Genomic DNA, 24438 nt, shown 5'->3' on the forward strand with positions numbered 1-24438 from the left:
CGCTGTGATCAAAGGCTTTCGAAGCGCCCGAACTCTTTCGATGTAAGCTTCACGTCAATCGCACGAAGCGGGCCATCTTCACCCTCGCCCGCATCCTCTTCGTGCAGCACATTACCGTGTGCGTGCAGCCATGCGATCTTCTGTCCTTCTGCAGCCGGGAGCACCAGATGGTACTCACGTGCTCCGGCGGTCAGCAGGTCGTCGATTTCTGTCACGAATGCTTCGAGACCCGCGCCCGATATTGCCGAAAGTGGAATGACCAGCTCGTCTTTGGCCGCCACGTCCGACAACTCGGCGCGCTTCTCGTCATCGAGCAGATCCCATTTGTTCCATGCCTCGACAATTGGGATTTGGGATACACCATCCTCGCCGTCAATCACGCCGAGGTCGGTCAGCACACCAAGCACTTGGTTCTTTTGCGCAGCAGCAGACGGGTTCGCCATATTGCGGACGTGCACAATTACGTCAGCAGCGGTGACTTCTTCTAATGTCGCACGAAATGCCGCGACGAGCTGTGTTGGGAGATCGGAGATAAAGCCCACCGTATCCGACAGAATTGCCTTCTCTACACCGGGCAGCCGCACAGCGCGCATCGTTGGATCAAGCGTAGCGAACAGCAGATCTTCGGCCATCACTTCCGCGCCAGTGAGCCGATTGAACAGCGTTGATTTTCCTGCGTTAGTATAGCCAACAAGTGCAATAATCGGCCAGGGCGCCCTTCCCCGCCGTTCACGGTGTAGAGCGCGCGTTTTGCGCACTTGTTCCAGTTCCTTGCGCAACCGGCCCATACGCTGGCGGATCATCCGCCTATCGGCCTCAATCTGCGTTTCACCGGGCCCGCCGAGGAAACCAAAGCCACCACGCTGTCTTTCCAAGTGAGTCCAACTGCGCACAAGGCGGCTTTGTTGGTAATCCAAATGGGCCAGCTCAACCTGCAAACGCCCTTCAGCCGTCGCCGCACGCTCGCCAAATATCTCTAGGATTAGACCCGTACGGTCGATCACTTTGCGTTTGAGGCGATCTTCAAGGTTCCGCTGCTGGATCGGCGACAATGCACCATCGACAACAACCAGCTCTGCTTCCTCAAATTCGCAAGCGGCCTGAATATTGTCCACTTGCCCGGAGCCGAACAAAGTATTTGGTTTTACATCACGCACCGGGATGATCTGTGACGTCACGACTTCAATGCCGATAGCCAGCGCCAGGCCGCACGCTTCCTCAAGCCGCGCCTCGGCGTCGAGATCGTAGCTTTGCGACCGGATGTCCGGGCACACAACGATAGCCCGCGCACCGCGCGAGACTTCGCCCATCAGATCATCGTCAAAACTCAGTCGTCTTCGCCTTCCCAATCGCCTGAAAGGTCGACTGGTTTATCGGGCTGGATCGTCGACACAGCGTGCTTGTAAGCAAGTTGAACAAAGCCATCGCGCTCCAGCAGCATGCAGAACAGATCGTATGCCGCTATCGAACCTTGCAGCATTACGCCGTTCACCAAGAACATCGTCACTTGCGCGTCTTCATCGCGAACACTGCTCAGGAATACATCCTGCAACAACCGCTGCTTGCGGTTGCTTTCGGTGCTCGAGAACTGGCTCGCATCCATTGGCTGACCGGGCATGATGGTCGAGATCGCATGTTTGTAGACAAGCTGGGTCTGGCCATCACGGCGCAGCAGGATCGAGAAATTGTCAAACCATGTCACGATACCCTGCAGCTTCACGCCTTTCACAAGGAACATTGTGACAGGAATCTTGTTCTTCCGAAGCAGGTTCAGGAATGCATCCTGCAAATTCGCCTGATTTGCAGCCTTCGATGATTTCGCAGTCTCTGGTTCCGCTTTTTTCGCTGAAACACGCGCAGAAAGGGTGCGTCCTTCGGACATTCTTATCTCCATTATTGGCGCATGGACTATACCCTGCGCAATCTAGCGCATGGAAAACTGGGGGCCACACGCGCCGACCTTCAATTGCAAGCTATGATCTCGGACGCAGATTTACAATTGGAAAAACACGCCGGTTCTATGACAAAAGATGTCAGCTAGCGTCATTATTCTTTCGATCACCCATACCGAGCAGTTTCAGCTTCCGGTGCAAAGCCGAACGCTCCATCCCGATGAAGCTGGCCGTTTTAGAAATATTCCCCGAGAAACGCCGTATCTGAATGCTCAGATATTCACGCTCAAACGTCTCCCGCGCCTCCCGCAACGGCACGCCCATCAAAGCAGCGATGCCGCCGCCTCCACCCAGTTTCCCCCCGGTGACTTCGCTGGGTAGCATAGAAGGTTCAACGGTTTGCAATTCATCGCGCGGTGTCAGAATAATCGTCCGCTCAACGACATTGCGCAATTGACGGACATTGCCCGGCCAATCATAGGATTGCAGCGCAGCGAGCGCCTCCTCCGAAATGCCCGGCGCAGGTATACCCTGCTCTGCTGCATGGCGGGTGAAGAAATGCTCCGCCAACGCCGGGATGTCGTCACGCCGTTCTGAGAGCGACGGGATCGTGACCGGAACCACGTTGAGGCGATAGAAAAGGTCCTCGCGGAAGCGCTTTTCCTCCATTTCAAGCTCGAGATCCTTGGCGGTCGAAGACACCACACGAACATCAACACCAACCTGACGCGAACCGCCCACACGAACAAAACTCTGTTCGGTGAGCACGCGCAGAATACGGGCCTGCGTCGATAGCGGCATATCCGCCACCTCATCGAGATACAGCGTGCCTCCGTCCGCCAGTTCTAGCAGCCCTGGACGGATCATCTTGCCATTGGATTCTTCACCGAACAGTTCCTGCTCGAACCGCTCCGGCGTAATCCTTGCTGAGTTGACGATTACAAATGCGTTTTCGGCGCGCGCGCTCCAGCTATGAAGCAACCGAGCGGCCACCTCCTTACCTGCGCCTGCAGGGCCAGTAATGAGTACGCGGCTGCCCGTGCTGGCAACGCGTTTTAGGGTAGCACGAACCTGATTGATTGCCGTCGAGTTACCGGTGAATTCCTCACCCCGCGCAAAGCCTTTGCGCAGACGGTCATTTTCTCGGCGCAAACGCTCTGTTTCGGTTGCGCGACCAACGAGCAGGAGCAAACGCTCCGCCTCGAATGGCTTTTCGATAAAGTCCATCGCGCCCCGGCTCACCGCAGAAACAGCCGTGTCGATGTTCCCATGGCCGGAAAAGATAATGACCGGAAGTTCAGGCTCCCGCTGCTTGATCGCATCGAGCACTTCCAAGCCGTCCATTTGGCTGCCGTGGAGCCACACATCGAGCAGCACCAGACTTGGCCGGCGTTCATCAATCGCAGCCAGCGCAGTGGTGCTATCGGCCGCCGTTCGGCAGTCGTAGCCCTCATCGCTGAGCACTCCGGATACAAGATCGCGAATATCACGTTCGTCATCGACTACGAGGATATCTAGCGCCATTGCGCTGCTTCCTTTCCAGCTTGATGCTGTTTGGTTTGAGTCATTCGGAATCCCCCGGCAGGTCGTCCTGCCCCCCATCAACGAGCGGATCGCGCGCAAAACGAAGAATAACCTTCGTCCCGCCGCTTTCAGCCGCAGCAAAAGTGATTTCGCCGCCGTGTTCTTCGACGATTTTATTCACGATCGCGAGGCCCAGCCCTGTGCCCTTGTCGCGCGTGGTCACATAGGGTTCGACAATCCGTTCGCGGTCTTGTGGTAAGCCAACCCCGTTGTCCTGAACCTCGACAGTGACGTTGTCCTCATCCGCCGATAGCTCGACGGCGATTTTTCCGCGAAAGTCCGGCTCCGAAGACGCTGCCTTCGCCTCAACCGCTTCGACAGCGTTTTTGAGAATATTGGTCATCGCTTGCCCGATTTGGTGTCGATCGCACGCCATCGACACCGGGCCTTCCGCAGTGCTCTTGATGTCAAAGTCTACACTGGGATGCGCGACCTCTTGGAGGAACAGAGATTGACGTACGAGATCGAGCGCATCTTCAACCCGGAATACCGGCTTTGGCAGGCGCGCGAACGACGAAAACTCATCGACCATGGTCCGAAGCTGTGCGACCTGACGCACAATCGTGCTCGTCAAATCATCGAACAGCTCGCCATCGCTCTCGATCTGCCTACGATAGCGACGCTTAAGCCGCTCGGTCGCCAGCTGGATTGGCGTTAGCGGATTTTTGATTTCATGAGCGATACGCCGCGCAACATCAGACCATGCAGCTCGCCGCTGATCGAGCAATTGGCGGGTAATATCTTCAAATGTTATGACCATCGCGCCTGCTGTTTCAGTCAACTTCACTGCCAAAGTCAGCAGGTCGCCATCGCGGTTATAGCTAACGATCCCGCTAGACAGCTTCGCGTCGACCAAGGCGGATATTTCAGGCGCCATATCGCGCAGCTGCGATCCGGCGCGATCACTTTGACCATCGGTCAACAGGACATCCTGAGCTGTGCTGTTCATCAACAAAATCCGGCCATCCTTGTCGGTCGAGATGATTCCGGCGGAAGTGGATTCTAGCAGCGTCTCCATAAAGCCGCGGCGTTGGTCTAGCTGCTCGTTTGCACCGACCAGATCATCGGTTTGCTTCTCGATTTGCGCAGTCATCCGGTTAAAGGCGCGATTGAGCATACCGATCTCATCGGCCCCGGTACGTCCTTCGACGCGCAAAGCGAAGTTGCCCGCACCGACTTTGCGCGCTGCAGCAACCAGATCTGTCAAAGGTTCGACTTGACGGTCCGCAAAGCGGAGTGCGAACCAGACAGCCAATCCTACCAATGCCAAAGATACGAAAAACAGCGCAAGATTGAAGCGTAGTTGAAGAGCGCGCGCGCGAGATGTCAGTACATCGTAGGCAGCCGAAATCGACTTGGCCCGCTCCCATTGCTGGAACCGTCCGTCCTCGGAATTGCGTGCATTGTACAAGTAGATGCCACTGTCTTCGTCAATTGCGGTCAACGCCTCGATACGCGCGGCATCGGCAGCGACCACTACTGCTTCGCCCGCGTCTAAGCGAGAGACCTCGGTTTTTGCGTAGTCAGCAGGTAGGTTATCCTCGTCTAGATTGATCACAATTGCAGTACGAAATGATCCGTCCGGCACTCGCTGCAAGATCGCCGTCTCGTTAAGTTCACGGCCTTGCATTTGGAAGTTGTACCAGTCGACGAAATCATCGTCCGAGATGGTGGCCGCCTGCAAATAGAGACGAAGATCGTCTGCCATTGTGATCGTGTGATCGCGCACCTGAACCTGATTTTGCTCGTAATACCCTTGCGCCAGCTCATTCGCGTTCTCCATCAAACCGCGCGAATTGTCGGAGAACCAGAAGTCGACACCGGACTGGAACAGAACGGCGGCAAATGCAGCAACGAGCAGTGTCGGAACTGCCGCCACCATAGAGAAGAAGAACACCAAACGGGTATGGAGGCGTGCAGTGCTGCCTTCTGCGCGTCTGATTGCCATACGCCGACCGAACAGGACCAACAGCCCCATAGCTGGCAACAGCGTACCGATCAGCAATGTCGCGACTTGCCCGGACGGCAGCAAGCGACCGTCAGGTGGCGCGTTGGCGAAGGCAAAATAGGTCGCGATTGTCATCGTGACAAACGCCAGAACCGCTACAAGCTCGAGTACGAGAAAGAAATTCGCACGCCGTGAGGTGACGACGAAACGACGCCACCATCGCGGGCTCTTGCGGGGTATGGTCAGGGTCGAACCGTCCATCGTTGTATTGTTACAACGGTAGTGTTGCAAAAATGCAAGAAATAAATGAAGCGAGCGGGATGGGCTTGTGGCTTTCAGGCCGTCAGTCTGTGCTATCCACGGGCATAGATCGCCGGATCGATTTCCAGATCGACAATCCGTTTTCGCAGCGTATTGCGGTTAATCCCAAGCATTTTCGACGCCTGCAATTGGTTACCGTCGGTCCGCTGCAAAGCCCATTCAAATAGCGGTTTCTCAAATGCCGCCTGCGCTGCGTGATAAACAGTACCGTCAGCTGGATTGGCCACTTCAAGCCAAGCCCGCAAAACTGGTGCGAAACCGCCAGCGTTATTCTCTGACAGCGGAGCGATTGCTTGGTCGAGAATTTCACTCACACTTGCGCGATCAATGTTCTCGTCCCGCGCCAGAACGATTAGTCGGTACATAGCATTGCGCAGCTCACGGACATTGCCCGGCCAATCGTGCTGTTTGAGCAATTTCAGCGCAGGTTTGTCAATTTGGCGCGCAGGCAAGCCCTCTGTCGTCGCCAGTTTAAGAAAATGGGTCACAAGCGCTTCTACATCATCACGCCGTTCACGAAGCGGCGGCAGTTCGATCGGGACCACATTGAGCCGGTAGTATAAGTCCTCGCGGAACGAACCCGCTGCAATCATCGGCTTGAGGTCGCGATTGGTAGCGGCAACGATCCTCACATCGATGGCGATCTCCTGCCGTCCGCCGACCCGCCGGATCCGGCCTGATTGAAGCGCGCGCAAAAGCCGAGTTTGCGCGTCCAGCGGCATATCACCGATTTCGTCGAGGAACAGCGTACCGCCATTGGCTTGTTCAAACTTACCAATCGCCTGAGCAACTGCACCGGTGAATGCGCCCTTCTCATGGCCAAACAACTCACTTTCGATCAGATCAGCCGGTATCGCTGCTGCGTTGACCGCGACAAATGGACCCGTCTTGCGGTGGCCGAGCTGGTGAATGGCCTCAGCGACGAGCTCTTTGCCAGTGCCCGATTCCCCCAATATCAAAACCGTCAGATCGTTCCGCAATACGCGAGTGATCATCCGGTACACGCCTTGCATCGCTTGGCTGCGACCGACCAGAGGAAGCCCGTCACCGGGCTCGTCCATATCGACAGATGCTTCGGCATTCGAGGCAACCGCTTGGACCACTGCGCGCACCAGTTCTTCCAAGTCGAACGGCTTGGGAAAGTACTCAAAAGCGCCAGTTTCGGTCGCCCTTACCGCGGTATCGAGCGTATTCTGCGCCGACAGAATGATTATGGGCATATCGCTATGCGCTTGCTGCACCGACGGCAAGCTTTCGATACCATCGCCATCGGTCAACATAATGTCCGTGAGCATTGCGGCAAATTTCTGCGCCGCCAGCGCCGCATCACGTTCCGCAATGCTGGTGCAGTGCGTTATCTCGAAGTCTTCTTCCTCAAGAGCAGCCCTGACCACCGTGGCGATTGCGTTGTCATCTTCGACCAACAGGATGTGACTCATTGCATATTCCTATTCTGCGCTCAGTCGGCCACGGCCAGATGCAAACGAAAGACGGTCTCGCCAGAGGCATCGTCGCGTTTACAACTCACTCGCCCGCCCATGTCGGTGACCAACTTCTTGACCAATGCCAGGCCAAGTCCTTGTCCATTCGTTTTCGATGTGACGAAGGGTTCGAAAATATGGTCGCCCAAGCTTTTGTCGAAACCGGGACCATTGTCCGCCACCGAGACCTCTATTGGAAGTCGGACCGACCTGCTTAGGCGAAAAACGTTAGATGCTAAGCCACTCACAAAGCGCGTCCGGACGGTGACTTTGGGTTCGTCCTGACTGGCACACGCATCAACTGCATTGGTCAATAGATTGATCAGGACTTGCTCTAACGAACCGCCGCTTGCCGAGACTTCCGGCAGCGATGGATCGAACTCTTCGACCAACTCGGCTCTATCCTTGGCCGCTGCCCGGACGCTGGCCATCGCATTGCGGATCGAGTGGTGAAGATTGATAGCTTCGACCGGTTCCGAACTTTTGCTACCAAGCTCTTGCATCCGGTCGATCAGACCAGCAATCCGGTCCACCTCGTCAGAGATGATCGTGGTTAGACCATGATCCTTGTCGTCTAATTTGCGCGCGATTAGCTGGCTGGCACCCCGTATTGCGGCCAACGGGTTCTTGATTTCATGTGCCAATATCGCAGGCGCTTTGAGAGAAGCGTCGGGCTCGTCCGACGATTTCATATCGTCTTGCCCTGCGTCAGACAGTGTCAGCACTCGCCATCCTACGTGCGTTGGCAGCGGCGACACGGTGACGTTCAGAAAGCGCGTCTGATCACCGATCAATGCGGGCACACCGCGCGCCACCAATTGCGCATCATGATCATCCAGTTTCCCCGCAACTCCGCTTTCGGACAGGTCGATGAGATCATCCAGTTTCGAACCAACCAGACGCTTGGCACTCCTGCCAAGCATATCTTCAGCAGCATGATTGGCTTCGCTAACAACCAAATCATTATCGAGCAGCAGCATCGCGAAGAGAAAGCCGGAAATTTGCGCCTGCGCGTCAGGCCGCGCGCTAGACCGCTCGTTGACCATGATCAAGCGGCGCGGCGGTTCATAAAGGGCGTATAGAACCGTTCTAACTCGCCCAGCACCTGCTCCGGATCATCGATGAAATTAACGTGGTTACGAAACTCGGCTGAACCGTGCATTCCTTTGGTATACCAGCCCAAATGCTTGCGCGCGACTTTGGAGCCGACTTCGCTGCCATAATGTGCCAGCATGCCTTTATAATGCTCAACCAGCACTTCGTACTGCTCATCGAAGCTCGGGCTGTCCAAGCGTTCGCCGGTCTGAAGCCAGTGCATGACTTGACCAAGCAACCACGGCTTTCCGTATGCGCCGCGGCCGATCATCACACCATCGGCGCCTGACTGCTCCAAAGCCGTGGCTGTATCTTCGATCCCGCAAATATCTCCGTTCACAATCACCGGGATGTTCACCGTTTCCTTCACCTTGCTGATAAAGCTCCAGTCAGCCGAGCCCTTATACATCTGGTTACGCGTTCGGCCGTGGACCGTGATCATTTTTACGCCCAGATCTTCCGCAATATGCGCGAGTTCCGGCGCGTTGAGGCTGGCATGATCCCAACCCATCCGCATTTTGACCGTCACAGGAACAGAAACAGCCTTCACTGTCTCCTCCATCAGCTTGGTCGCCAAAGGAATTTCGCGCATCAAGGCGGAGCCGGCCATACCATTGGTCACTTTGCGGACCGGGCAACCGAAATTGATATCGATGATGGCCGCGCCGCGATCTTCATTAAGGCGCGCCGCCTCACCCATCGAAACAGGGTCGCAGCCGACAAGCTGCATCGACACCGGCTCTTCGATCTGATCCCAAGCCGCCTTTTGCACCGACTGACGTGTCTCGCGGATAGCTGCCTGGCTCGCTATCATCTCGGTGACGTTAAGGCCCGAACCGTAGCGGCGCACCAATGTACGGAACGGAAGATCGGTCACACCGGTCATCGGCGCGAGCACAACGGGACAGTCGATCCGGACAGGTCCGATTTCAATCGGTTTCAGTGTTGGAGGAGTCGGAAGCGTAGTCATTTGCTCATATGCCTAAAATTTAGGCAGCGCATAGTGCATTGCAGCATGGGGCGCAAGCAGCTAGCTGCGATCACTCTATGGCGGACAAACCACCACTCCCCGCTTTCGCAGCGATCATCGTTGCCGCTGGTAAAGGCGTGCGCGCCGGTCAGCCTCTTCCCAAACAGTTTGCCAAATGGCGCGGAAAGCCGGTCTTGCGTCACTCTGCGGAAATGCTGGCCGAAGCGGGTGCGAACCCGATTGTCGTTGCCATTCCCGAGAATGGCGATGAACTGGCTCGCAGCGCCTTAGCCGGCATAGACAACGTGCGTTTGGTTACTGGCGGCGCAACACGGCAAGCGTCGGTCAGTCTGGCGCTTGAAGTGCTTAAGGGTGATGCCGTTGCAAACGTGCTCATCCATGATGCCGCTCGCCCTGGCCTGAATGAGCTAGTTATTGAGCGCTTACTAGCGGCGCTGGTCACGCATAGCGGCGCTGTGCCGGTGCTACCTGTGGTGGATAGCCTAGCTGTCGATGCAGACGGCATGATGGTTGGGTCAGCCGAGCGAGAAACGCTGAGGCGGGTGCAAACCCCACAAGCATTCCACTACCGCGCGATTATGAGCGCACACCACGAATGGTCGAGCCAACCCAACGCCGGGGATGATGCGCAAATACTCCTCTCGGCAGGCGGCAAGGTTGCTCACGTAGAGGGCGACGAAGCACTCAAAAAACTCACTTTCGCAGAGGATTTTATGATCGATCTACCCTCCGTGCGAACTGGCATGGGATATGACGTGCATCGGCTAGTTGCAGGTGAGGAATTGTGGCTCGGCGGTATCAAGATTGATCATGACAAGGGCCTGTCTGGTCACAGCGATGCGGACGTGGCGCTTCACGCTCTAGTTGACGCTCTCCTCGGGGCGGTCGGTGCGGGCGACATTGGCGAGCATTTCCCGCCCAGCGAGGCGCGATGGAAAGGTGCATCGTCAGACAAGTTTGTAGAACATGCAGCCACGCTTGTTGCGGAATCGGGATATTGCGTCGGCAATGTCGATCTTACGATCATTTGCGAGGCTCCAAAGATCGGGGTTCATCGCGACGCAATGCGACGGACGATTGCCGAGCTACTGGGCGTTGACACCGCGCAAGTGAGCGTCAAAGCAACAACAACGGAGCGATTGGGCTTTACTGGCCGAGGTGAAGGTATCGCTGCGCAGGCGATAGCCACTGTCTTGAAGGAAGATTGATATGCTGAAGAAAAAGCTCGCCGCAGCGGCTGGATTGCTCGCTCTCATGCAGCCTCAAGTTGCAATGGCGCAAGATTGCATCGCGCCAGATGATCTGAGTGACGCGATGATCTACCTGATGCCGATCGCCTTTGACAGTTATAGAGAAACATGTGCGGATACGCTCAAACCGGAGGGCTTCGTTGCACGAGAAGGCGACACCTTCGTCGCTAAGTATAGCGCGCTACAGGACGAAAAGTGGGATGGTGCGTTTCGGTTCTTTGGTACCTTCGCGAAGAAGGGAAAGAAGGGTGACGAAATGGCGCAATTGTTCGACTCGATGCCGCCCGACACAGTGAGACCGCTGTTCGATGCAATCATCAAGTTGGAGCTGGCCAAGGAAATCAAAGTCAAAGACTGCCACAAGATAGAAGGTATATTGGAACCTCTCGCTCCGCTTCCTCCGCAGAACTTCGGCTTACTGGTCGCAAGAATTTTCGAACTGGTGCCGGGCAAGAGAGAGCCAAAAGTCTGCTCTTCGGAAGAACAATGACAGACACCCTCCTCCCCGCAGATATTGACGCACTCGCCAAGCGGGTAGTGGAAGAAAATGCCAACGCCGGTCGGAAGATCGTTGTGGCAGAGAGTTGCACGGGCGGATTGGTTGCCGCTGCACTTACCGAGATACCCGGTTCCTCAGCAGTGTTGGAACGCGGCTTTGTCACCTATTCCAACGAAGCAAAGATGGAAGATCTTGATGTTGCTAGTGACATCATCGAGACCTTCGGCGCTGTATCAATCGCCTGCGTTTGGGCAATGGCCGATGGTGCCCTGCGGAACAGCAAAGCCGATGTAGCAGTGGCGATTAGCGGGGTTGCCGGACCTGGCGGCGGAACCGATCTCAAGCCAGTGGGTACCGTTGTTTTTGCACGTGCTATCCGCGGGGCAGATGGCGAGCCAGAAGGTGAATTGAAAAGTTTTGGCGACCTAGGACGCGCGGAAGTACGCCGTCAGGCTACGCTCTGCGCGTTGGAGTTACTGCTTCCGTAGAGCTCATCCGCGCGCGTCTCGAACGCCGCAACCATTTTACGGAACGCACGGTCAAAATACTGTCCGGCCAGAGCCTCGAAAACGCGATTCTTGAATGTAAAATCTACACAGAAGTCGACTTCGCATCCACCGTCAGGCAGCGGTGCAAACGTCCAACGATTGTCGAGATCGCGCAACGGACCGTCAACATAGTGAACTTGGATTGATGTGGCGCGTTCCTTCAAAACACGGGAGGTAAACTTCTCTCTCAACGATTTGAAGCCAACCACCATATCGGCGACCATTTCAGTATCACTGTTTGATGTTACGCGGGTTGCAACCACCCATGGCAGGAACTCTTTGTAGCGCCCGACATCGGCGACCAGATCGAACATCTGTTCGCAACTATAGGGAAGCACCCGTTTCTCGCGGATGCCCGGCACTAGGCGTTTTGCCGAGCCGCTTGCTTGGCCAGCTTGGCTTCGCGCGCCGCGCGCATTTCAGCGAAGTCATCGCCTGCGTGATAACTTGACCGTGTCAGCGGTGTGGAGGCCACTTGGAGGAAGCCTTTAGCACGAGCAATCGCTCCAAACGCATCGAAGGCTTTGGGCGTAACAAAGTCTTCGACCTTGGCATGCTTCGGCGTCGGCTGAAGATACTGTCCCATGGTCATGAAATCGATATCCGCGGTACGCATATCGTCCATCACTTGGTGGACTTCGAGCCGCTGCTCACCCAAGCCGAGCATAATCCCGGATTTGGTGAAGATCATCGGATCGTGGCTCTTCACTTCTTCGAGCAAGCGCAATGAAGCGTAGTAGCGGGCACCTGGTCGGATCGTAGGGTAAAGCCGGGGTACGGTTTCCAGATTGTGGTTGTAAACATCCGGCCCCGCCTCGCAGATCGCCTCAACCGCAGGTCGCATCTTCCCGCGAAAATCAGGAGTGAGAATTTCAATAGTGGTGTTCGGTGTCTCGCGGCGAAGCGCCTTGATCACTTTGACGAACTGCCCTGCACCGCCATCAGGCAAGTCATCACGGTCAACCGAGGTGATTACAATGTGTTCGAGACCCATCTTCGCTGCTGCAACCGCAGTGTTCTCCGGTTCCATCGGATCGACAATTCGAGGCATACCGGTTTTGACGTTACAAAATGCACAAGCGCGTGTGCAGACGTCGCCGAGAATCATCACTGTCGCGTGCTTCTTCGTCCAGCATTCGCCGATATTAGGGCAGGCTGCCTCTTCACAAACGGTGTTCAGATTGAGCTCGCGCATCAGCTTGCGCGTTTCGTGGTAGCCTTTGCTGACAGGAGCTTTCACCCGAATCCAATCGGGCTTGCGTTGGCGCGCGGGGCGTTCGCCTTCTGGCGATGGTGTTGACGAAAGATCGTTCATGAGCGCCATTTAGGGGCGTTGCGCACTGTCCGCAATGCTAGCGTCACCTATGGAAACCTATTCGCGGATCGGCGCCTATGCATTGCCGTGGATGAAACGTACCGCGCATTGCTCCGCAAGCACTGACGGACTAGAAAACATCCATGGACGTTTCTGCATTACAGACCTTTACCTCGCCGGTGGTGCTCTTCTTTATTCTCGGGCTGTTTGCGGCCTTTGTCCGCTCCGACCTCGCCATCCCTGAAGCCATCGCAAAGGGCATGTCGCTCTATCTGATGGCTGCGATTGGTCTGAAAGGCGGCGTGGCGGTGGCCGAGTCGGGCCTTAGCCCTCTCGTCGCCGTCGCCTTGCTTGCAGGGATCGTCGCAAGCTTTTTGCTGCCCTTGATCGCTTATGTTGTACTGAAAGGCTTCGGAAAGCTTGATCGCCTGAACGCCGGAGCGGTGGCTGCGCATTATGGTTCGGTCAGCGTCGTGACCTATGTCACCGCGGTTGAAATTCTTGAACTGTCCGCCCTACCCGCTGCCGGTTTTATGGTGGCAGTGCTCGCCGCCATGGAAACGCCAGCGATCTTGAGCGGACTGATGCTCGCCAAAGGCGGGAACGACGGGGAGAAAGGCAATCGCGGTGAAATGCTGCGCGAAGTATTCCTCAATGCATCGGTTGTGCTGTTGCTCGGTGCATTCGGTATCGGAATGATCGCAGGGCCTAGCGGATTTGCTGAAGTATCACCGTTCTTCCAAGCGGGTTTCAAAGGCGTCCTGTGCCTATTCCTGCTCGACATGGGTTTGATCGCCGCCCGGCGCATCATGGCATCACGTTCGATAACGTGGCGGCTGACTGTCATCGCCATATTGCTGCCAGTCTTTAATGGCGCTTTGGGCGTACTTGTGGGTACTGCCATCGGCCTTGATGTCGGCTCAACCGCCGCATTCGGAGTATTGTGTGCAAGTGCCAGCTACATCGCTGTCCCGGCCGCGATGCGATTGGCGCTGCCAGAAGCCGATCCGGGGGTCTACCTGACGATGTCGCTAAGCATTACGTTCCCGTTCAATATCCTGATCAATATCGGATTGCTCACTGCGTTTGCGCAAGCGATTGCCGGTCCTGCTGGAGCTTTACCATGATCGAAACTGTGATTCGCAAACGAATCGAAATATTGGCCGATACGCCGTTGGTGAAAGTGGTCACCAAGGCAATCGACGAGGCTGGAATTACCGGTTGGACCGTTTTGCCTGTGCAATCGGGTAGTGGGCGTGATGGCGCTTGGCGGGAAGAACGCGTGACCGGCTCGGACAAATCGTTGATCCTGACAGTAGCATCGCAGGAACGCGCTGAGAAACTGTCCGAAGCGCTTGCCCCGATCCTATCGAGCCACGGCCTGTTGCTCACAATGTGGGATGTCGAAGTCATCCGCGGTGAGCGCTTCTGATGCCTGAGTTTGCGCAATTGCTTGAGGGCTATCGGCGTTTCCGTAAAAATGGATACGCGACCCAGCGCGACCGGTTCGAACGGTTAGCGGAACACGGCCAGTCACCCAAGCTGATGGTCATTGCGTGCTCCGACAGCCGTGTCGACCCAGCGCAGATTTTCGATGTCGATCCTGGCGAGATATTTGTCGTGCGGAATGTCGCCGCGCTGGTTCCGCCGTTCGAAACGACGCCAGGGATGCATGGCGTTTCCGCAGCGCTAGAATTCGCAGTGAACGTTCTGAAGGTTCGTCAAATCGTAGTAATGGGACACGGCAAATGCGGAGGCTGCAAAGCCGCGCTGACCAAAGAATTGCACGGAGCGCCTCTCGGTAAAGGCGGCTTTGTCGCCAATTGGATCAGCCAGTTGGACGAGGTGAGAGGCCCGGTCGTTGATGAGCACGGCACACAGGGACGCGAAGCCGAGAGGGCCATGGAATTGGCAGCGGTTCGGGTCAGTCTGGAGAATCTACACTCTTTCCCATGCGTCCAGGAACGCGAAGCGTCAGGTGACCTAGTGCTACGCGGTACGTTCTTCGCGATTTTTGATGGCGTGTTGCACGTACTTGATCGTGAAAGCGGCGAGTTCATACCGGAAGAATAGGCGTCCAAGGTTGCGCGGCTCGCAAGGAGTCCTATCAATAGGACTATGTCTCAAGAAACACTCAGAAATATCGCTCTGCTTATCGATGCAGACAACACAACACCTCAAGGTATCGATCCCGTCCTCACGGTGATGGCCGAGCTTGGCCAAGTGAATATCCGCCGTGCCTATGGCAACTTTGCCAAAGGCAATCTTGCGAAGTGGGATAAAATCACCAACCGCTTCGGGATCAGACCCCAACAACAATTCGATGTATCGAAGGGCAAAAATGCCACCGACATGGCGATGACCATCGATGCAATTGATTTGCTCAATCAAGGCAAAGTCGACGGTTTCGGCCTGATGACATCTGACAGCGACTTTACCCCGCTGGTCACCCGCCTGCGGCAGGATGGCATTGTCGTATACGGTTTCGGAAGCTCAAAAACGCCGGAGTCCTTCCGCTCGGTGTGCACGCGCTTCATCGACATCGACAAGCTGATTGCTGCCAACAAGCAGCAAAACCAGGCCAGCGGCGATGCGAAGCAAACAGATGCGCCCTCTATCGACGAGCAATTGGAGGAGCTTATTGTTGCAGCCTACAACGAAGCAAAACGTGATCAAAAGGGCTACGCCAAGCTTCAGCAGGTTGGTCAGATTGCAGGCAATCGCTCTAGCTTCGATGTCCGCAATTACGGTTTCAAGAGCCTGTCTGATCTATTCGATTCTCTGCCGAACTTTCAGATCGACCGGCGTGATGACGGTCAAATCTACGTGAAGCGTCTGCACTAATGAAAAAGGCGCGAGCCGAAACTCGCGCCTTTCCAAATAGTCAGGTTTGTGTAGCGGTTACATCGCCGCTGCTGCTGCACTAGCGTTTGTGTCGGCATAGATGGCCCATAAATCGGCCACATGCTTATAGTCGCCGGTTACGTTCGCAAAGCTTGCTTTGGCTGCCTCCGCCTTGCCCAAATCGGCTTGGGCGATGCCCATCCGCATGTAGGCTAGGCTCTGATCAACTTCCGGCTTGTTTACAGCGATAGCAAACATTTCCTCTGCTTTGGCGGGTTCGCCAAGGCTCAAATAGATATCGCCGGCAGCCATCGCATCGACGCCGTCTGCTCCTGCGGCACGCGCATCGGCTTCTAGCTCAGGCATGTCTTCGCGCACGCCAGCAACACGCGCGACAATGCCGCTTCGCGCCTCTTGGACGATGACGCGATCTGCACTCAACACACCGGAGGAAAGGCCTTCAGCGACAATCCGCTGCGTCTCGGCCGGGAACCGCACATTTGCCGCTTCGATGTAGTTCACATAGTCGCGGTCGGTGGCGAGGCCCGATGTACGATCGAGCAATCGCAGAAGGTCCAGCATGATTTTGCTGTCGAGGTCAAAATACTCGCGGCGAAGCGCAATTACGTTGGTCCAGTTGGCATCGGTCGGATAGTATTTGACCTGCATCGCTGTCCATTCAAGCGCTTGGTCCTGAATTTCGTTATTATAGGCTGCGGAAAAGGCCCGCGTGATGATCTTCTCCGGAGGCATTTGGCCGTTTGCGATCGCGGCATCTGCCACAGTCTTCAGATAGGCGATGCCCTCAGGATAACGATCCTCAGCAAAATACAGACCGGAAATAGTGTTCTCCAGATCTGGCACCGTAAAACCGGCAGCGCTTGCCGCAAGAATGCGCGTGCGTGCGGTATCGAAATCGTTGTCAGAGTAAGCGAGTTGCCCTGAATTATACAGGAACCTGCCCGCATCCGTCGGTGATGCAAGACCGCTTTCGATCATCAATTCATAGCCCTGCCGTTGGAGCGGCACGTCCTTAGCTGCAACGCCGATATTCACGATCAAGCGACCACCAGCCATCTTGTCATCGGGTGTCGACATGGCGGCGACCATTGCCGGGATACCGGCTTTCGCGCCCTCCGTGTCGGCCACCAAGCCTTTGGTCTTTTCATCGACAGGTGTGTAGGCCGCTACGAACGCTTCCGAATACTCGGTCTTGCGTTCTTTATCTTTTTTCTGCGCATGTGCGGGCGCTTCAAGCGCTCCTGCAGTTAGTGCGGTGCCGCACATCAAAGCGACAGCGAAAGCGATGTTCGAACCAATGCGCTTGTCTGCTTTGGTACGGTTGCGAGTAAACATTCTGGGTCTCTCCCATAATTGAAATAAATAAGCCTGTTCGGCTGAAGCTACGTCTCAATAACGCGCTAGTGCCGTTATGTGTCCCGTATTGCAAATCGTTCTACCAAAAACGCCCTGAATGGGCATTGAACGCCCGCAATTCTGCGGTTTCAGCCGCAATCGCTCACAACGCAGAGCAAGGTGTGGAAAACCTGCTGTTTTGGTGCCCTGGGACACCCGTCAGAGTGGCGGAATTGGGGGCGATAGCGTACATCGGAAACTCAACAGACCTTGTGTCGAAAGCATTAGAAAAGAGCCCTCTTGAGCGACGATAACGAAACTCACGAACCGCCTGCCCCATCAGAGAATTTTGGGCGCATCGACATTGTCGATGAAATGAAGACGAGTTATCTCGATTACGCGATGAGCGTGATCGTGAGCCGCGCTCTTCCCGACGTGCGTGACGGACTGAAACCGGTCCACCGCCGGATTTTGTTCGCCAGTCAGGAAGGCGGCTTCGTTGCAGGTCGCCCTTACCGGAAATCAGCCAAAATCGTCGGTGACGTGATGGGTAACTATCACCCGCATGGTGATAGCGCGATTTACGATGCGCTAGCCCGGATGACGCAGGATTGGTCGCTGCGTGTACCGCTGATTGACGGTCAAGGTAACTTTGGTTCGATGGACCCCGATCCACCGGCCTCGATGCGGTATACCGAGGCACGCTTGGCCAAGGTAGCCAATGCGTTGCTGGACGATCTCGACAAGGACACGGTCGATTTCACTGAAAACTACGATGGCTCGCGTCAGGAGCCGCAAGTGCTCCCTGCTCGCTTCCCTAACCTGCTGGTCAATGGTGCCGGCGGTATCGCGGTCGGCATGGCGACGAATATCCCGCCGCACAATTTGGGTGAAGTCATCGACGGCTGTCTTGCGTTTATCGACAACCCCGCGATTACATCAGAAGAACTGGTCGAGATTATTCCCGGCCCGGATTTCCCGACTGCTCCGCTCATTCTCGGTCAATCGGGCGCACGTTCTGCTTACACAACAGGGCGCGGATCAATCCTGCAGCGTTGCCGCCATGAGATTGAAACCAAACGCGGTGACCGTGAATCAATCGTTCTGACATCGATTCCGTATCAAGTCGGCAAAAGCGGTCTCGTCGAAAAGCTCGCAGAAGCGGCAAAAGACAAACGCATCGAAGGCATTTCGGATATCCGTGACGAATCAAGCCGTTTAGGCGTACGTGTCGTTATCGACCTGAAGCGCGATGCAACGGCTGATGTCGTACTCAATCAAATCTGGCGTCATACGCCCGCACAGTCGGGTTTCCCCGCCAATATGCTCGCCATTCGCGGCGGCCGTCCAGAAGTGCTGATGCTGCGCGAGTTCATTCAGGCGTTCATCCAGTTCCGCGAAGAAGTCATTACACGCCGGACCAAGTTTGAACTGAACAAAGCACGTGACCGCGCGCATATCTTGCTCGGTCTCGTTGTCGCGGTTTCCAACCTTGATGAAGTCGTTGCGATGATCCGCGGCGCGCCGAACCCTGCGGAAGCGCGTGCGAAATTGCTCGCCAAAGAATGGCCGATTGGCGACATCGCGCAGTATATCAAGCTGGTTGAAGCGATTGAGCCCGATGCAAGCCAGGAAGGCGGCACGTACCGTCTCTCGGAACGTCAGGTTAAGGCAATTCTTGAACTGCGCCTGCACCGTCTGACCGCGCTAGGCCGTGACGAGATCGGCGATGAACTGAAAGAGCTGTCAATCGCTATCGAGGAATATCTTTCGATCCTGTCCGACCGCGTGAAGCTTTACGGCATCATGCGCGAAGAACTGACCGAAATCCGCGAGAATTACGCAACGCCGCGCGTCTCCGAGATTGCACCCGCCTGGGATGGTCTCGACGACGAAGACCTGATCGAGCGCGAAGAAATGGTCGTGACGGTAACGCATGGCGGTTACATCAAACGGACTCCACTCGCGACTTTCCGTGCACAAAATCGGGGCGGTAAAGGCCGTGCCGGTATGGCGACGAAAGACGAAGATGCGATCGTCGAATTGTTCGTGACCAGCACGCACACGCCTGTGTTGTTCTTCACCAACACCGGTCGCGTCTATCGCCTCAAAGTCTGGAAACTACCCGAAGGTGGCCCGCAGACCAAAGGTCGTCCGATGGTCAATCTGCTTCCTTTGGGTGATGACGAGCTTGTGACCAATGTTCTGCCTCTGCCCGAGGACGAGGACGAGTGGGATGCGCTCAACATCATCTTTGCGACAGAGCTTGGCATGGTGCGCCGGAACTCGATGGATGCGTTCACCAACGTTCCATCTAACGGCAAATACGCGATGGGCTTTGTTGAAGGATCGGATGACCGCTTGATTGGCGTTCGCTTGCTGACCGAAGATCAGGAAGTGTTCCTCGCCAGCGATACCGCCAAAGCAATCCGCTTTGCCGCGACGGATGCACGTGAGACAAAGAGCCGGACCGGCATCGGTGTTCAAGGCATGGGGCCAAAAGGCGACATTAAAGTCGTCTCGCTGGCTGTACTCAACACCACCGGCACGACTGCGGAGGAGCGTGAATCTTACCTTCGCGCGGCACCGTGGAAAACGAGTGACAATACCTCAGAACTCTCTGAAGAGCGCATGACTGAAATGGCAGAACGAGAGGAATTCGTTCTGACAATCTGCGCCAATGGTTACGGCAAAATCTCCTCAGCTTACGAATACCGCACCATCGGTCGCGGCGGTAAGGGCGTGGTCAATATCGGTTCGCCTGAAAGCGATCCGGATCGCAATGGCCCGGTTGTCGCCAGCTTCCCGGTTACGCATGGTGACCAGATCATGCTGGTAACCGATCAGGCTAAACTGATCCGTCTGTCGATTGAATTCCGCCATCTGTTGGAGAATGGATACGAAGATAATCTCGGCCTGCCGATTATTGGACGTAGTTCCTCAGGCGTTCGTTTGTTCAGCGTAGCGGATAAAGAACAAGTGGTTGGTGTCGCGTTGATTGACGAAGATGAAGCGCCCGAGAACGAGGCTGAAGAAGCTGTCGCGGAAGAGATCGCTGATGGTGGATCTTCTGCAGGTGATGACAATGCACCGTCGCCAGCGAGTGATGATACCGACGAAGGCACCGAAGAATAGCGATGGAGATCGAGCGTCTCGGTCGGACATGCGGTGCACGCATCACCGGTATTGATCTGACCGACGACCTCGACACAGCCACAATTGCGCAAATCCGTGCTTCATGGCTCAAACATCGCGTTCTCGCTTTCGCTGATCAGCGGATGGATGACGATGCACTGGAACGGCTTACACTTGCCATGGGTGGCTTTGGCGAAGACCCGTTCTTCGATCCCATCGAAGGCCGCAAAAATGTCGCAGCAATCCTGCGCGAAGCTGACGAGCAATCGCCGCTCTTCGCTGAAAGTTGGCACAGCGATTGGAGCTTTCTAAGAAAACCGCCTTCGGGAACATGCCTGCTAGCCGTAGAAATACCGCCAATTGGTGGCGACACTCTGTTCGCTGATCAAGCGGCCGCATTTGCCGCCCTTCCCAATGATCGCAAAGACTATCTGCGCAGCCTCACTGCGATCCATTCAGCACAGCGCGGTTACGCGCCTGATGGATTGTATGGAGACAATGATAAAGGTCGGTCCATGGCCATTCGTCCGGGCAAGGATGCACTCGCAACCCAAACACATCCACTCATCCGGCCTCATCCCGAAACTGGTGAGGAGGTCATTTTCTCCAGCCTTAGCTATGTCGTCGGAATCGAAGGCATGGAGGAAATAGAAGCGCTCACTTTGCTATCCGAGTTGCTTGAATGGCAAACGCGCGAAGAGTTTATCTACCGGCATCAATGGGAACCCAACATGCTGGTGATCTGGGACAATAGCAGCGTGCTTCACAGAGCTACAGGCGGCTATGACGGGCACCGGCGCGAGCTACATCGCACGACTATCGCTGCCGCCTAGGCTACTGTCTACGTCGCTTGAGGCAACTCATGGCGGAGGGTTTGGATAACGCCGGTCGCAATCAGGAACTGTCCTGCATAATAGATCGGCCAGACGGCCATTGAGGCTGTCGCGCCATATGGACGGTCGCCAATACCGTAGAAGATCAACCAATCGGAGATTACGAACAAGACCGCACCCAGTCCAACCCGGTAGCGCGTAAACCTGCTCATCCAAGCGGTGGACGCCATTCCGCCAAGCGCCAATCCATACGACGCGATACTGATGTCTCTGGTCAGCAGCCAACATATCAGCGGTGTCAGGAATAAGAGCGCAACGGCCAGTCCTTTCTGACTTGGTGTCGAACTGTCACGCGGATTGGCGAGATAAAGCGATATTGCTGCGACGTGAGACAAGAAGAACGTCGCCCCGCCCCATTGCAGACTCAGCTCGATCAGCATGTCACCAAACGCAGACAGTACAAGCACGAGGGCAAGCAGTCTCGCCGTGGAACTATGATGTCGCAGCAGCGCGTAGACTGCCAAAAATGCAACACCGGCACCTTTCAGCAGTATCAACCATATCTCGCCGTATGGTCCGTCCATCACAAAGAAGTACGCAATTGCCGCCGCCAAACTAGCGAGCAGCCATGGTCGTCTTTCGGTTAGCGCGCGTTGCGGCAAAGCGGTATCCCCTGAATTCGCCTTTGCTCTAGGCCATTTTTGTCCAATCTTCCAACTATTGTGATGGATAGAGTTTGCGAGCGCCCACGTTAGGCACTACCTGCGCCGCATGACTCATGATGTGCAGATAATTGGTGGCGGGCTGGCGGGAAGCGAAGCGGCTTGGCAGTTGGCCCAACGTGGTTTCAAAGTTCGTCTGTCCGAGATGCGCGGCGGTGGAGAAATGACAGCCGCCCACCAGACGGACGGTTTGGCGGAGCTCGTATGCTCTAACAGTTTCCGATCCGATGACGATGAACGCAATGCTGTTGGCTTGCTTCACCACGAAATGCGGCGTCTGGATTCTATCGTGATGCGCGCGGGTGAAGTTGCCCGCGTACCGGCAGGATCAGCGATGGCGGTAGACCGTGATCTGTTCTCCGCCGAAGTTGAGAAAGCACTCCAAAACCATCCCAACGTGACCATAGTGCGCGAACGAGTCGATACCCTGCCGGAAGCAGGCCTGACTATCGTAGCAACCGGTCCGCTTACCGCGGCAAATCTGGCAGAAAGCATTGTCAGTGCAACCGGCCAGGACCGCTTGGCGTTCTTCGATGCTATTGCCCCCATCGTCCACCGCGATAGCATCGACATGGACATTTCCTGGATCCAGTCTCGCTGGGACAAGAAGACCGAAGCATCCAACGAAGACGGCGACTACATCAATTGCCCGATGACCAAAGAGCAGTATCTGGCGTTCCACCAGGGACTGTTGGATGGCGAGAAAACCGAATTCAAAGATTGGGAAAAGGACACGCCGTATTTTGATGGGTGTATGCCCATCGAAGTAATGGCATCACGCGGGATCGACACTTTGCGATACGGTCCGATGAAGCCGGTCGGGCTGGATAATCCGCGTGATACAACACCCGAATTTCCACAAGGCCGCTGGCCCTATGCGGTCGTCCAATTGCGGCAAGACAACAAACTCGGCACGCTTTGGAACATGGTTGGCTTCCAAACAAAGATGAAATACGGCGCTCAGACCGAGCTGTTCAAGACTATTCCGGGTTTGGAGAATGCTGAATTTGCACGGCTCGGCGGGTTGCACCGGAACACTTTCATCAATTCACCGCTCGTGTTGGATCGCCAGCTGCGCTTGAAAGAAGCCGGTCACATCCGATTTGCCGGACAGATTACCGGCTGCGAAGGCTATGTCGAAAGCTCTGCCGTCGGATTGCTAACCGGCATGATGGCCGCCGCAGAGCTGGCCGGACAGGATTGGCAATCGCCACCACCGACAACAGCAATGGGTGCGTTGCTGGCACATATCACAATTGGTGCAGAGGCTGACACTTATCAGCCAATGAACGTCAATTTCGGGCTCTTCCCGCCGCTCCACACGGTCAAGAAGAAGGAGCGGAAAGAGGCGTATACCTCGCGCGGCAAAGCGGCCTTCGGGAATTGGCTAAATGCGATGGAAAGCGTTCCCGCCTGACTTAGCAATTGCAGGCGGGCTTTTTCTTGCGCTTCGGCCGTGTTGTAGCAAACTCCTCGGGACTGAGTTCTTTGTCACTGTTGCTATCCGCTTTCTCGAAACGGTTCGATGTCGCGACGGCCCACTCTTCAAAAGTCAGTAGATTATTGCCGTCTTTATCGAGCTTGCGGAATGCATCGGTCCGGGTGGACAGCATTTCGTTGCGCGTAATCGATTGGTCGCGATTGCGGTCATAGCGGTAAAAACGCCGCTGCTCGCGCGTCAATTCGGTTGCCTCTGGCGGTGTTGGCCCGCGCATATCACCGGCATCGGAAGCCGGAATCTCAGGTTCAGCTGAATCCGAAACCATCGGCAATGGTTCAGGGGGAGGCGCGCCCTCTTCAACTTGGGCCCTGCCCTGCCACCAGAACAGTCCGAGCCCCACCATCAATAAAGACAACAATCCGCCAAGTAATATCCGGTTCATTTCACGCCTCTTTCAGAGCGCATACTATATCACCGGCCAAATAAGCCAACCCGGGTAACCAGCAACAGGTCTTTGCGGTCGCGAATTAAGGGTCGTCCGTCATCTTGCAGAGCCCTGCCCCCCAATTTGCCCAAGATTGTGAGCGCACGGAGTTTGTACGGTACTGGCGTAATGACATTGGGCCGTTTACGCGCAGCCTCCACAACAAACTCCCGTTCCTCAGCAGAACTCATACGGGCGGCCAGATCAGCAAGAGCCCATGCCTCGCCAAGCGCCTGAGAGGCGTCGGCCGCCTCACCACAGGCCGTCAGCCGTGCCATCGCAGCAAAGCATTTCCCGCGCCCTTCGGCGAATTCCAATGCCGCACTGATAGGTAATGGCGGCTCGGCAAGTAACCCTTCCCACCCATTCACCATTGCGATGAGTGCGGTTTCTTCGCCAAGCCAATGCTTGCTCAAACTATCGAGAACCGGATCTCCGTTTGGACGCTCCGGTGCAGGTTTGCCCAACTGATCTCGCCACCATGCAATGCGCATCTGCGTTAGCATCGGTTCCTTCGCTTGACTGACAAACTGAGCCAAACGGGTATCCAACTGCAGAAATGCGAGCAGGATTGGTTTAAGATCACCAACAGCGTGATAGGTTGCCAGCTTAGGTGCAGGAGATAGTTCGAAGTCTTTCACGCAGAACAGGCTGGTTGATTCGCGCGCGATGCACAACCGAATTGTTGTCAAACTACCG

The 24438-nt window shown here is 55.7% G+C and carries 23 protein-coding genes; 10 read left to right on the forward strand and 13 right to left on the reverse strand.

All coding sequences use genetic code 11. From position 1 onward, the window contains the following. Positions 1-8 precede the first annotated feature (8 nt). The 7 genes from hflX to dusB all read right to left on the reverse strand — a co-directional run bounded on the left by hflX (position 9) and on the right by dusB (position 9291). Positions 9-1310: a GTPase HflX gene (gene hflX, locus J9777_RS04950; protein ID WP_209347647.1), complete on the reverse strand. Its 1302-nt coding sequence runs from the start codon at positions 1308-1310 to the stop codon at positions 9-11. Positions 1311-1327: 17 nt separating this feature from the next. Further along, positions 1328-1882 carry an RNA chaperone Hfq gene (hfq, locus tag J9777_RS04955; protein WP_209347648.1) on the reverse strand — a complete coding sequence of 185 codons (555 nt, stop codon included), beginning with the start codon at positions 1880-1882 and terminating at the stop codon, positions 1328-1330. 151 nt (positions 1883-2033) lie between these two features. After that, complete coding sequence (locus J9777_RS04960) at positions 2034-3416, reverse strand: sigma-54 dependent transcriptional regulator (protein ID WP_209347649.1); 1383 nt, start codon at positions 3414-3416, stop codon at positions 2034-2036. 40 nt (positions 3417-3456) lie between these two features. Beyond that, complete coding sequence (locus tag J9777_RS04965) at positions 3457-5685, reverse strand: ATP-binding protein (protein WP_209347650.1); 2229 nt, start codon at positions 5683-5685, stop codon at positions 3457-3459. A 92-nt stretch (positions 5686-5777) separates the two neighbouring features. Then, entirely contained in the window at positions 5778-7184 is a 1407-nt protein-coding gene (locus J9777_RS04970; RefSeq protein ID WP_209347651.1) for a sigma-54 dependent transcriptional regulator, read from the reverse strand. 20 nt (positions 7185-7204) lie between these two features. Next, positions 7205-8272 (reverse strand): ATP-binding protein, encoded by a 1068-nt coding sequence (locus tag J9777_RS04975; RefSeq protein ID WP_209348608.1) that lies wholly within the window; start codon positions 8270-8272, stop codon positions 7205-7207. A gap of 2 nt (positions 8273-8274) precedes the next feature. Next, positions 8275-9291 (reverse strand): tRNA dihydrouridine synthase DusB, encoded by a 1017-nt coding sequence (gene dusB / locus J9777_RS04980; protein ID WP_209347652.1) that lies wholly within the window; start codon positions 9289-9291, stop codon positions 8275-8277. A 77-nt stretch (positions 9292-9368) separates the two neighbouring features. Here dusB and J9777_RS04985 point away from each other — a divergent pair, with 77 nt between their 5' ends. Genes J9777_RS04985 through J9777_RS04995 form a run of 3 tightly spaced genes read left to right on the forward strand, consistent with a single transcriptional unit; the run spans position 9369 to position 11549 of the window. Then, positions 9369-10520, forward strand: a complete 1152-nt coding sequence (locus J9777_RS04985; protein ID WP_209347653.1) for a bifunctional 2-C-methyl-D-erythritol 4-phosphate cytidylyltransferase/2-C-methyl-D-erythritol 2,4-cyclodiphosphate synthase — start codon at positions 9369-9371, stop codon at positions 10518-10520. A 1-nt stretch (position 10521) separates the two neighbouring features. After that, a complete protein-coding gene (locus tag J9777_RS04990) occupies positions 10522-11052 on the forward strand; it encodes a hypothetical protein (RefSeq protein WP_209347654.1) in 531 nt (176 codons plus the stop codon). Further along, positions 11049-11549, forward strand: a complete 501-nt coding sequence (locus J9777_RS04995; protein WP_209347655.1) for a CinA family protein — start codon at positions 11049-11051, stop codon at positions 11547-11549. Before J9777_RS04990 ends, J9777_RS04995 begins: the two co-directional genes overlap by 4 nt. On the opposite strand, the gene J9777_RS05000 is transcribed toward J9777_RS04995, so the two are convergent. Then, positions 11510-11971, reverse strand: a complete 462-nt coding sequence (locus J9777_RS05000; protein WP_209347656.1) for a type II toxin-antitoxin system RatA family toxin — start codon at positions 11969-11971, stop codon at positions 11510-11512. The two genes, J9777_RS04995 and J9777_RS05000, sit on opposite strands and share 40 nt — an antisense overlap. Next, complete coding sequence (gene lipA / locus J9777_RS05005; RefSeq protein WP_209347657.1) at positions 11971-12924, reverse strand: lipoyl synthase; 954 nt, start codon at positions 12922-12924, stop codon at positions 11971-11973. The genes J9777_RS05000 and lipA overlap by 1 nt, the downstream gene beginning before the upstream one ends. Before the next feature lie 143 nt (positions 12925-13067). Between lipA and J9777_RS05010 the strand changes: the two genes are divergently transcribed. The 4 genes from J9777_RS05010 to J9777_RS05025 are packed head-to-tail and all read left to right on the forward strand — an operon-like array spanning position 13068 to position 15768. After that, positions 13068-14051, forward strand: coding sequence for a sodium-dependent bicarbonate transport family permease (locus tag J9777_RS05010; RefSeq protein ID WP_209347658.1), 984 nt, complete (start codon positions 13068-13070; stop codon positions 14049-14051). Next, a complete protein-coding gene (locus J9777_RS05015; protein ID WP_209347659.1) occupies positions 14048-14356 on the forward strand; it encodes a DUF190 domain-containing protein in 309 nt (102 codons plus the stop codon). The genes J9777_RS05010 and J9777_RS05015 overlap by 4 nt, the downstream gene beginning before the upstream one ends. Beyond that, positions 14356-14997 carry a carbonic anhydrase gene (locus J9777_RS05020; RefSeq protein WP_209347660.1) on the forward strand — a complete coding sequence of 214 codons (642 nt, stop codon included), beginning with the start codon at positions 14356-14358 and terminating at the stop codon, positions 14995-14997. The genes J9777_RS05015 and J9777_RS05020 overlap by 1 nt, the downstream gene beginning before the upstream one ends. Before the next feature lie 45 nt (positions 14998-15042). Further along, on the forward strand, positions 15043-15768 hold the full coding sequence (locus J9777_RS05025; RefSeq protein WP_209347661.1) for an NYN domain-containing protein: 726 nt from the start codon (positions 15043-15045) through the stop codon (positions 15766-15768). Between the two features lie 57 nt (positions 15769-15825). Here the strand turns inward: J9777_RS05025 and J9777_RS05030 are convergent, their stop codons facing one another. Next, positions 15826-17124, reverse strand: a complete 1299-nt coding sequence (locus J9777_RS05030; RefSeq protein WP_209347662.1) for a hypothetical protein — start codon at positions 17122-17124, stop codon at positions 15826-15828. Positions 17125-17424: 300 nt separating this feature from the next. On the opposite strand from J9777_RS05030, the gene gyrA reads away from it, so the two are divergent. After that, complete coding sequence (gyrA, locus tag J9777_RS05035; RefSeq protein ID WP_209347663.1) at positions 17425-20259, forward strand: DNA gyrase subunit A; 2835 nt, start codon at positions 17425-17427, stop codon at positions 20257-20259. Between the two features lie 2 nt (positions 20260-20261). After that, positions 20262-21092, forward strand: coding sequence for a TauD/TfdA family dioxygenase (locus J9777_RS05040; RefSeq protein ID WP_209347664.1), 831 nt, complete (start codon positions 20262-20264; stop codon positions 21090-21092). 8 nt (positions 21093-21100) lie between these two features. Here the strand turns inward: J9777_RS05040 and J9777_RS05045 are convergent, their stop codons facing one another. Next, positions 21101-21754, reverse strand: coding sequence for a lysoplasmalogenase (locus tag J9777_RS05045; protein WP_209347665.1), 654 nt, complete (start codon positions 21752-21754; stop codon positions 21101-21103). A gap of 109 nt (positions 21755-21863) precedes the next feature. On the opposite strand from J9777_RS05045, the gene trmFO reads away from it, so the two are divergent. Further along, positions 21864-23231 (forward strand): methylenetetrahydrofolate--tRNA-(uracil(54)-C(5))-methyltransferase (FADH(2)-oxidizing) TrmFO, encoded by a 1368-nt coding sequence (gene trmFO / locus J9777_RS05050; protein WP_209347666.1) that lies wholly within the window; start codon positions 21864-21866, stop codon positions 23229-23231. A 1-nt stretch (position 23232) separates the two neighbouring features. On the opposite strand, the gene J9777_RS05055 is transcribed toward trmFO, so the two are convergent. Together J9777_RS05055 and J9777_RS05060 are read right to left on the reverse strand one after the other, a co-directional pair. After that, the gene (locus J9777_RS05055) at positions 23233-23697 is read right to left on the reverse strand and encodes an EF-hand domain-containing protein (protein WP_209347667.1); all 465 of its coding nucleotides are present in this window, start codon (positions 23695-23697) and stop codon (positions 23233-23235) included. Positions 23698-23726: 29 nt separating this feature from the next. Continuing rightward, on the reverse strand, positions 23727-24380 hold the full coding sequence (locus J9777_RS05060; RefSeq protein WP_209347668.1) for a hypothetical protein: 654 nt from the start codon (positions 24378-24380) through the stop codon (positions 23727-23729). Between the last annotated feature and the right edge of the window lie 58 nt (positions 24381-24438).

It is taken from the genome of Pontixanthobacter sp. CEM42 (genome assembly GCF_017812015.1).
Lineage (GTDB): Bacteria > Pseudomonadota > Alphaproteobacteria > Sphingomonadales > Sphingomonadaceae > Pontixanthobacter.

Coding starts and splice junctions, on each gene's coding strand:
- hflX (WP_209347647.1), bottom strand. CDS start 1,310: ATGGGCGAAGTCTCGCGCGGTGCGCGGGCTATCGTTGTGTGCCCGGAC.
- hfq (WP_209347648.1), bottom strand. CDS start 1,882: ATGTCCGAAGGACGCACCCTTTCTGCGCGTGTTTCAGCGAAAAAAGCG.
- J9777_RS04960 (WP_209347649.1), bottom strand. CDS start 3,416: ATGGCGCTAGATATCCTCGTAGTCGATGACGAACGTGATATTCGCGAT.
- J9777_RS04965 (WP_209347650.1), bottom strand. CDS start 5,685: ATGGACGGTTCGACCCTGACCATACCCCGCAAGAGCCCGCGATGGTGG.
- J9777_RS04970 (WP_209347651.1), bottom strand. CDS start 7,184: ATGAGTCACATCCTGTTGGTCGAAGATGACAACGCAATCGCCACGGTG.
- J9777_RS04975 (WP_209348608.1), bottom strand. CDS start 8,272: ATGGTCAACGAGCGGTCTAGCGCGCGGCCTGACGCGCAGGCGCAAATT.
- dusB (WP_209347652.1), bottom strand. CDS start 9,291: ATGACTACGCTTCCGACTCCTCCAACACTGAAACCGATTGAAATCGGA.
- J9777_RS04985 (WP_209347653.1), top strand. CDS start 9,369: ATGGCGGACAAACCACCACTCCCCGCTTTCGCAGCGATCATCGTTGCC.
- J9777_RS04990 (WP_209347654.1), top strand. CDS start 10,522: ATGCTGAAGAAAAAGCTCGCCGCAGCGGCTGGATTGCTCGCTCTCATG.
- J9777_RS04995 (WP_209347655.1), top strand. CDS start 11,049: ATGACAGACACCCTCCTCCCCGCAGATATTGACGCACTCGCCAAGCGG.
- lipA (WP_209347657.1), bottom strand. CDS start 12,924: ATGAACGATCTTTCGTCAACACCATCGCCAGAAGGCGAACGCCCCGCG.
- J9777_RS05010 (WP_209347658.1), top strand. CDS start 13,068: ATGGACGTTTCTGCATTACAGACCTTTACCTCGCCGGTGGTGCTCTTC.
- J9777_RS05015 (WP_209347659.1), top strand. CDS start 14,048: ATGATCGAAACTGTGATTCGCAAACGAATCGAAATATTGGCCGATACG.
- J9777_RS05020 (WP_209347660.1), top strand. CDS start 14,356: ATGCCTGAGTTTGCGCAATTGCTTGAGGGCTATCGGCGTTTCCGTAAA.
- J9777_RS05025 (WP_209347661.1), top strand. CDS start 15,043: ATGTCTCAAGAAACACTCAGAAATATCGCTCTGCTTATCGATGCAGAC.
- J9777_RS05030 (WP_209347662.1), bottom strand. CDS start 17,124: ATGTTTACTCGCAACCGTACCAAAGCAGACAAGCGCATTGGTTCGAAC.
- J9777_RS05040 (WP_209347664.1), top strand. CDS start 20,262: ATGGAGATCGAGCGTCTCGGTCGGACATGCGGTGCACGCATCACCGGT.
- trmFO (WP_209347666.1), top strand. CDS start 21,864: ATGACTCATGATGTGCAGATAATTGGTGGCGGGCTGGCGGGAAGCGAA.
- J9777_RS05055 (WP_209347667.1), bottom strand. CDS start 23,697: ATGAACCGGATATTACTTGGCGGATTGTTGTCTTTATTGATGGTGGGG.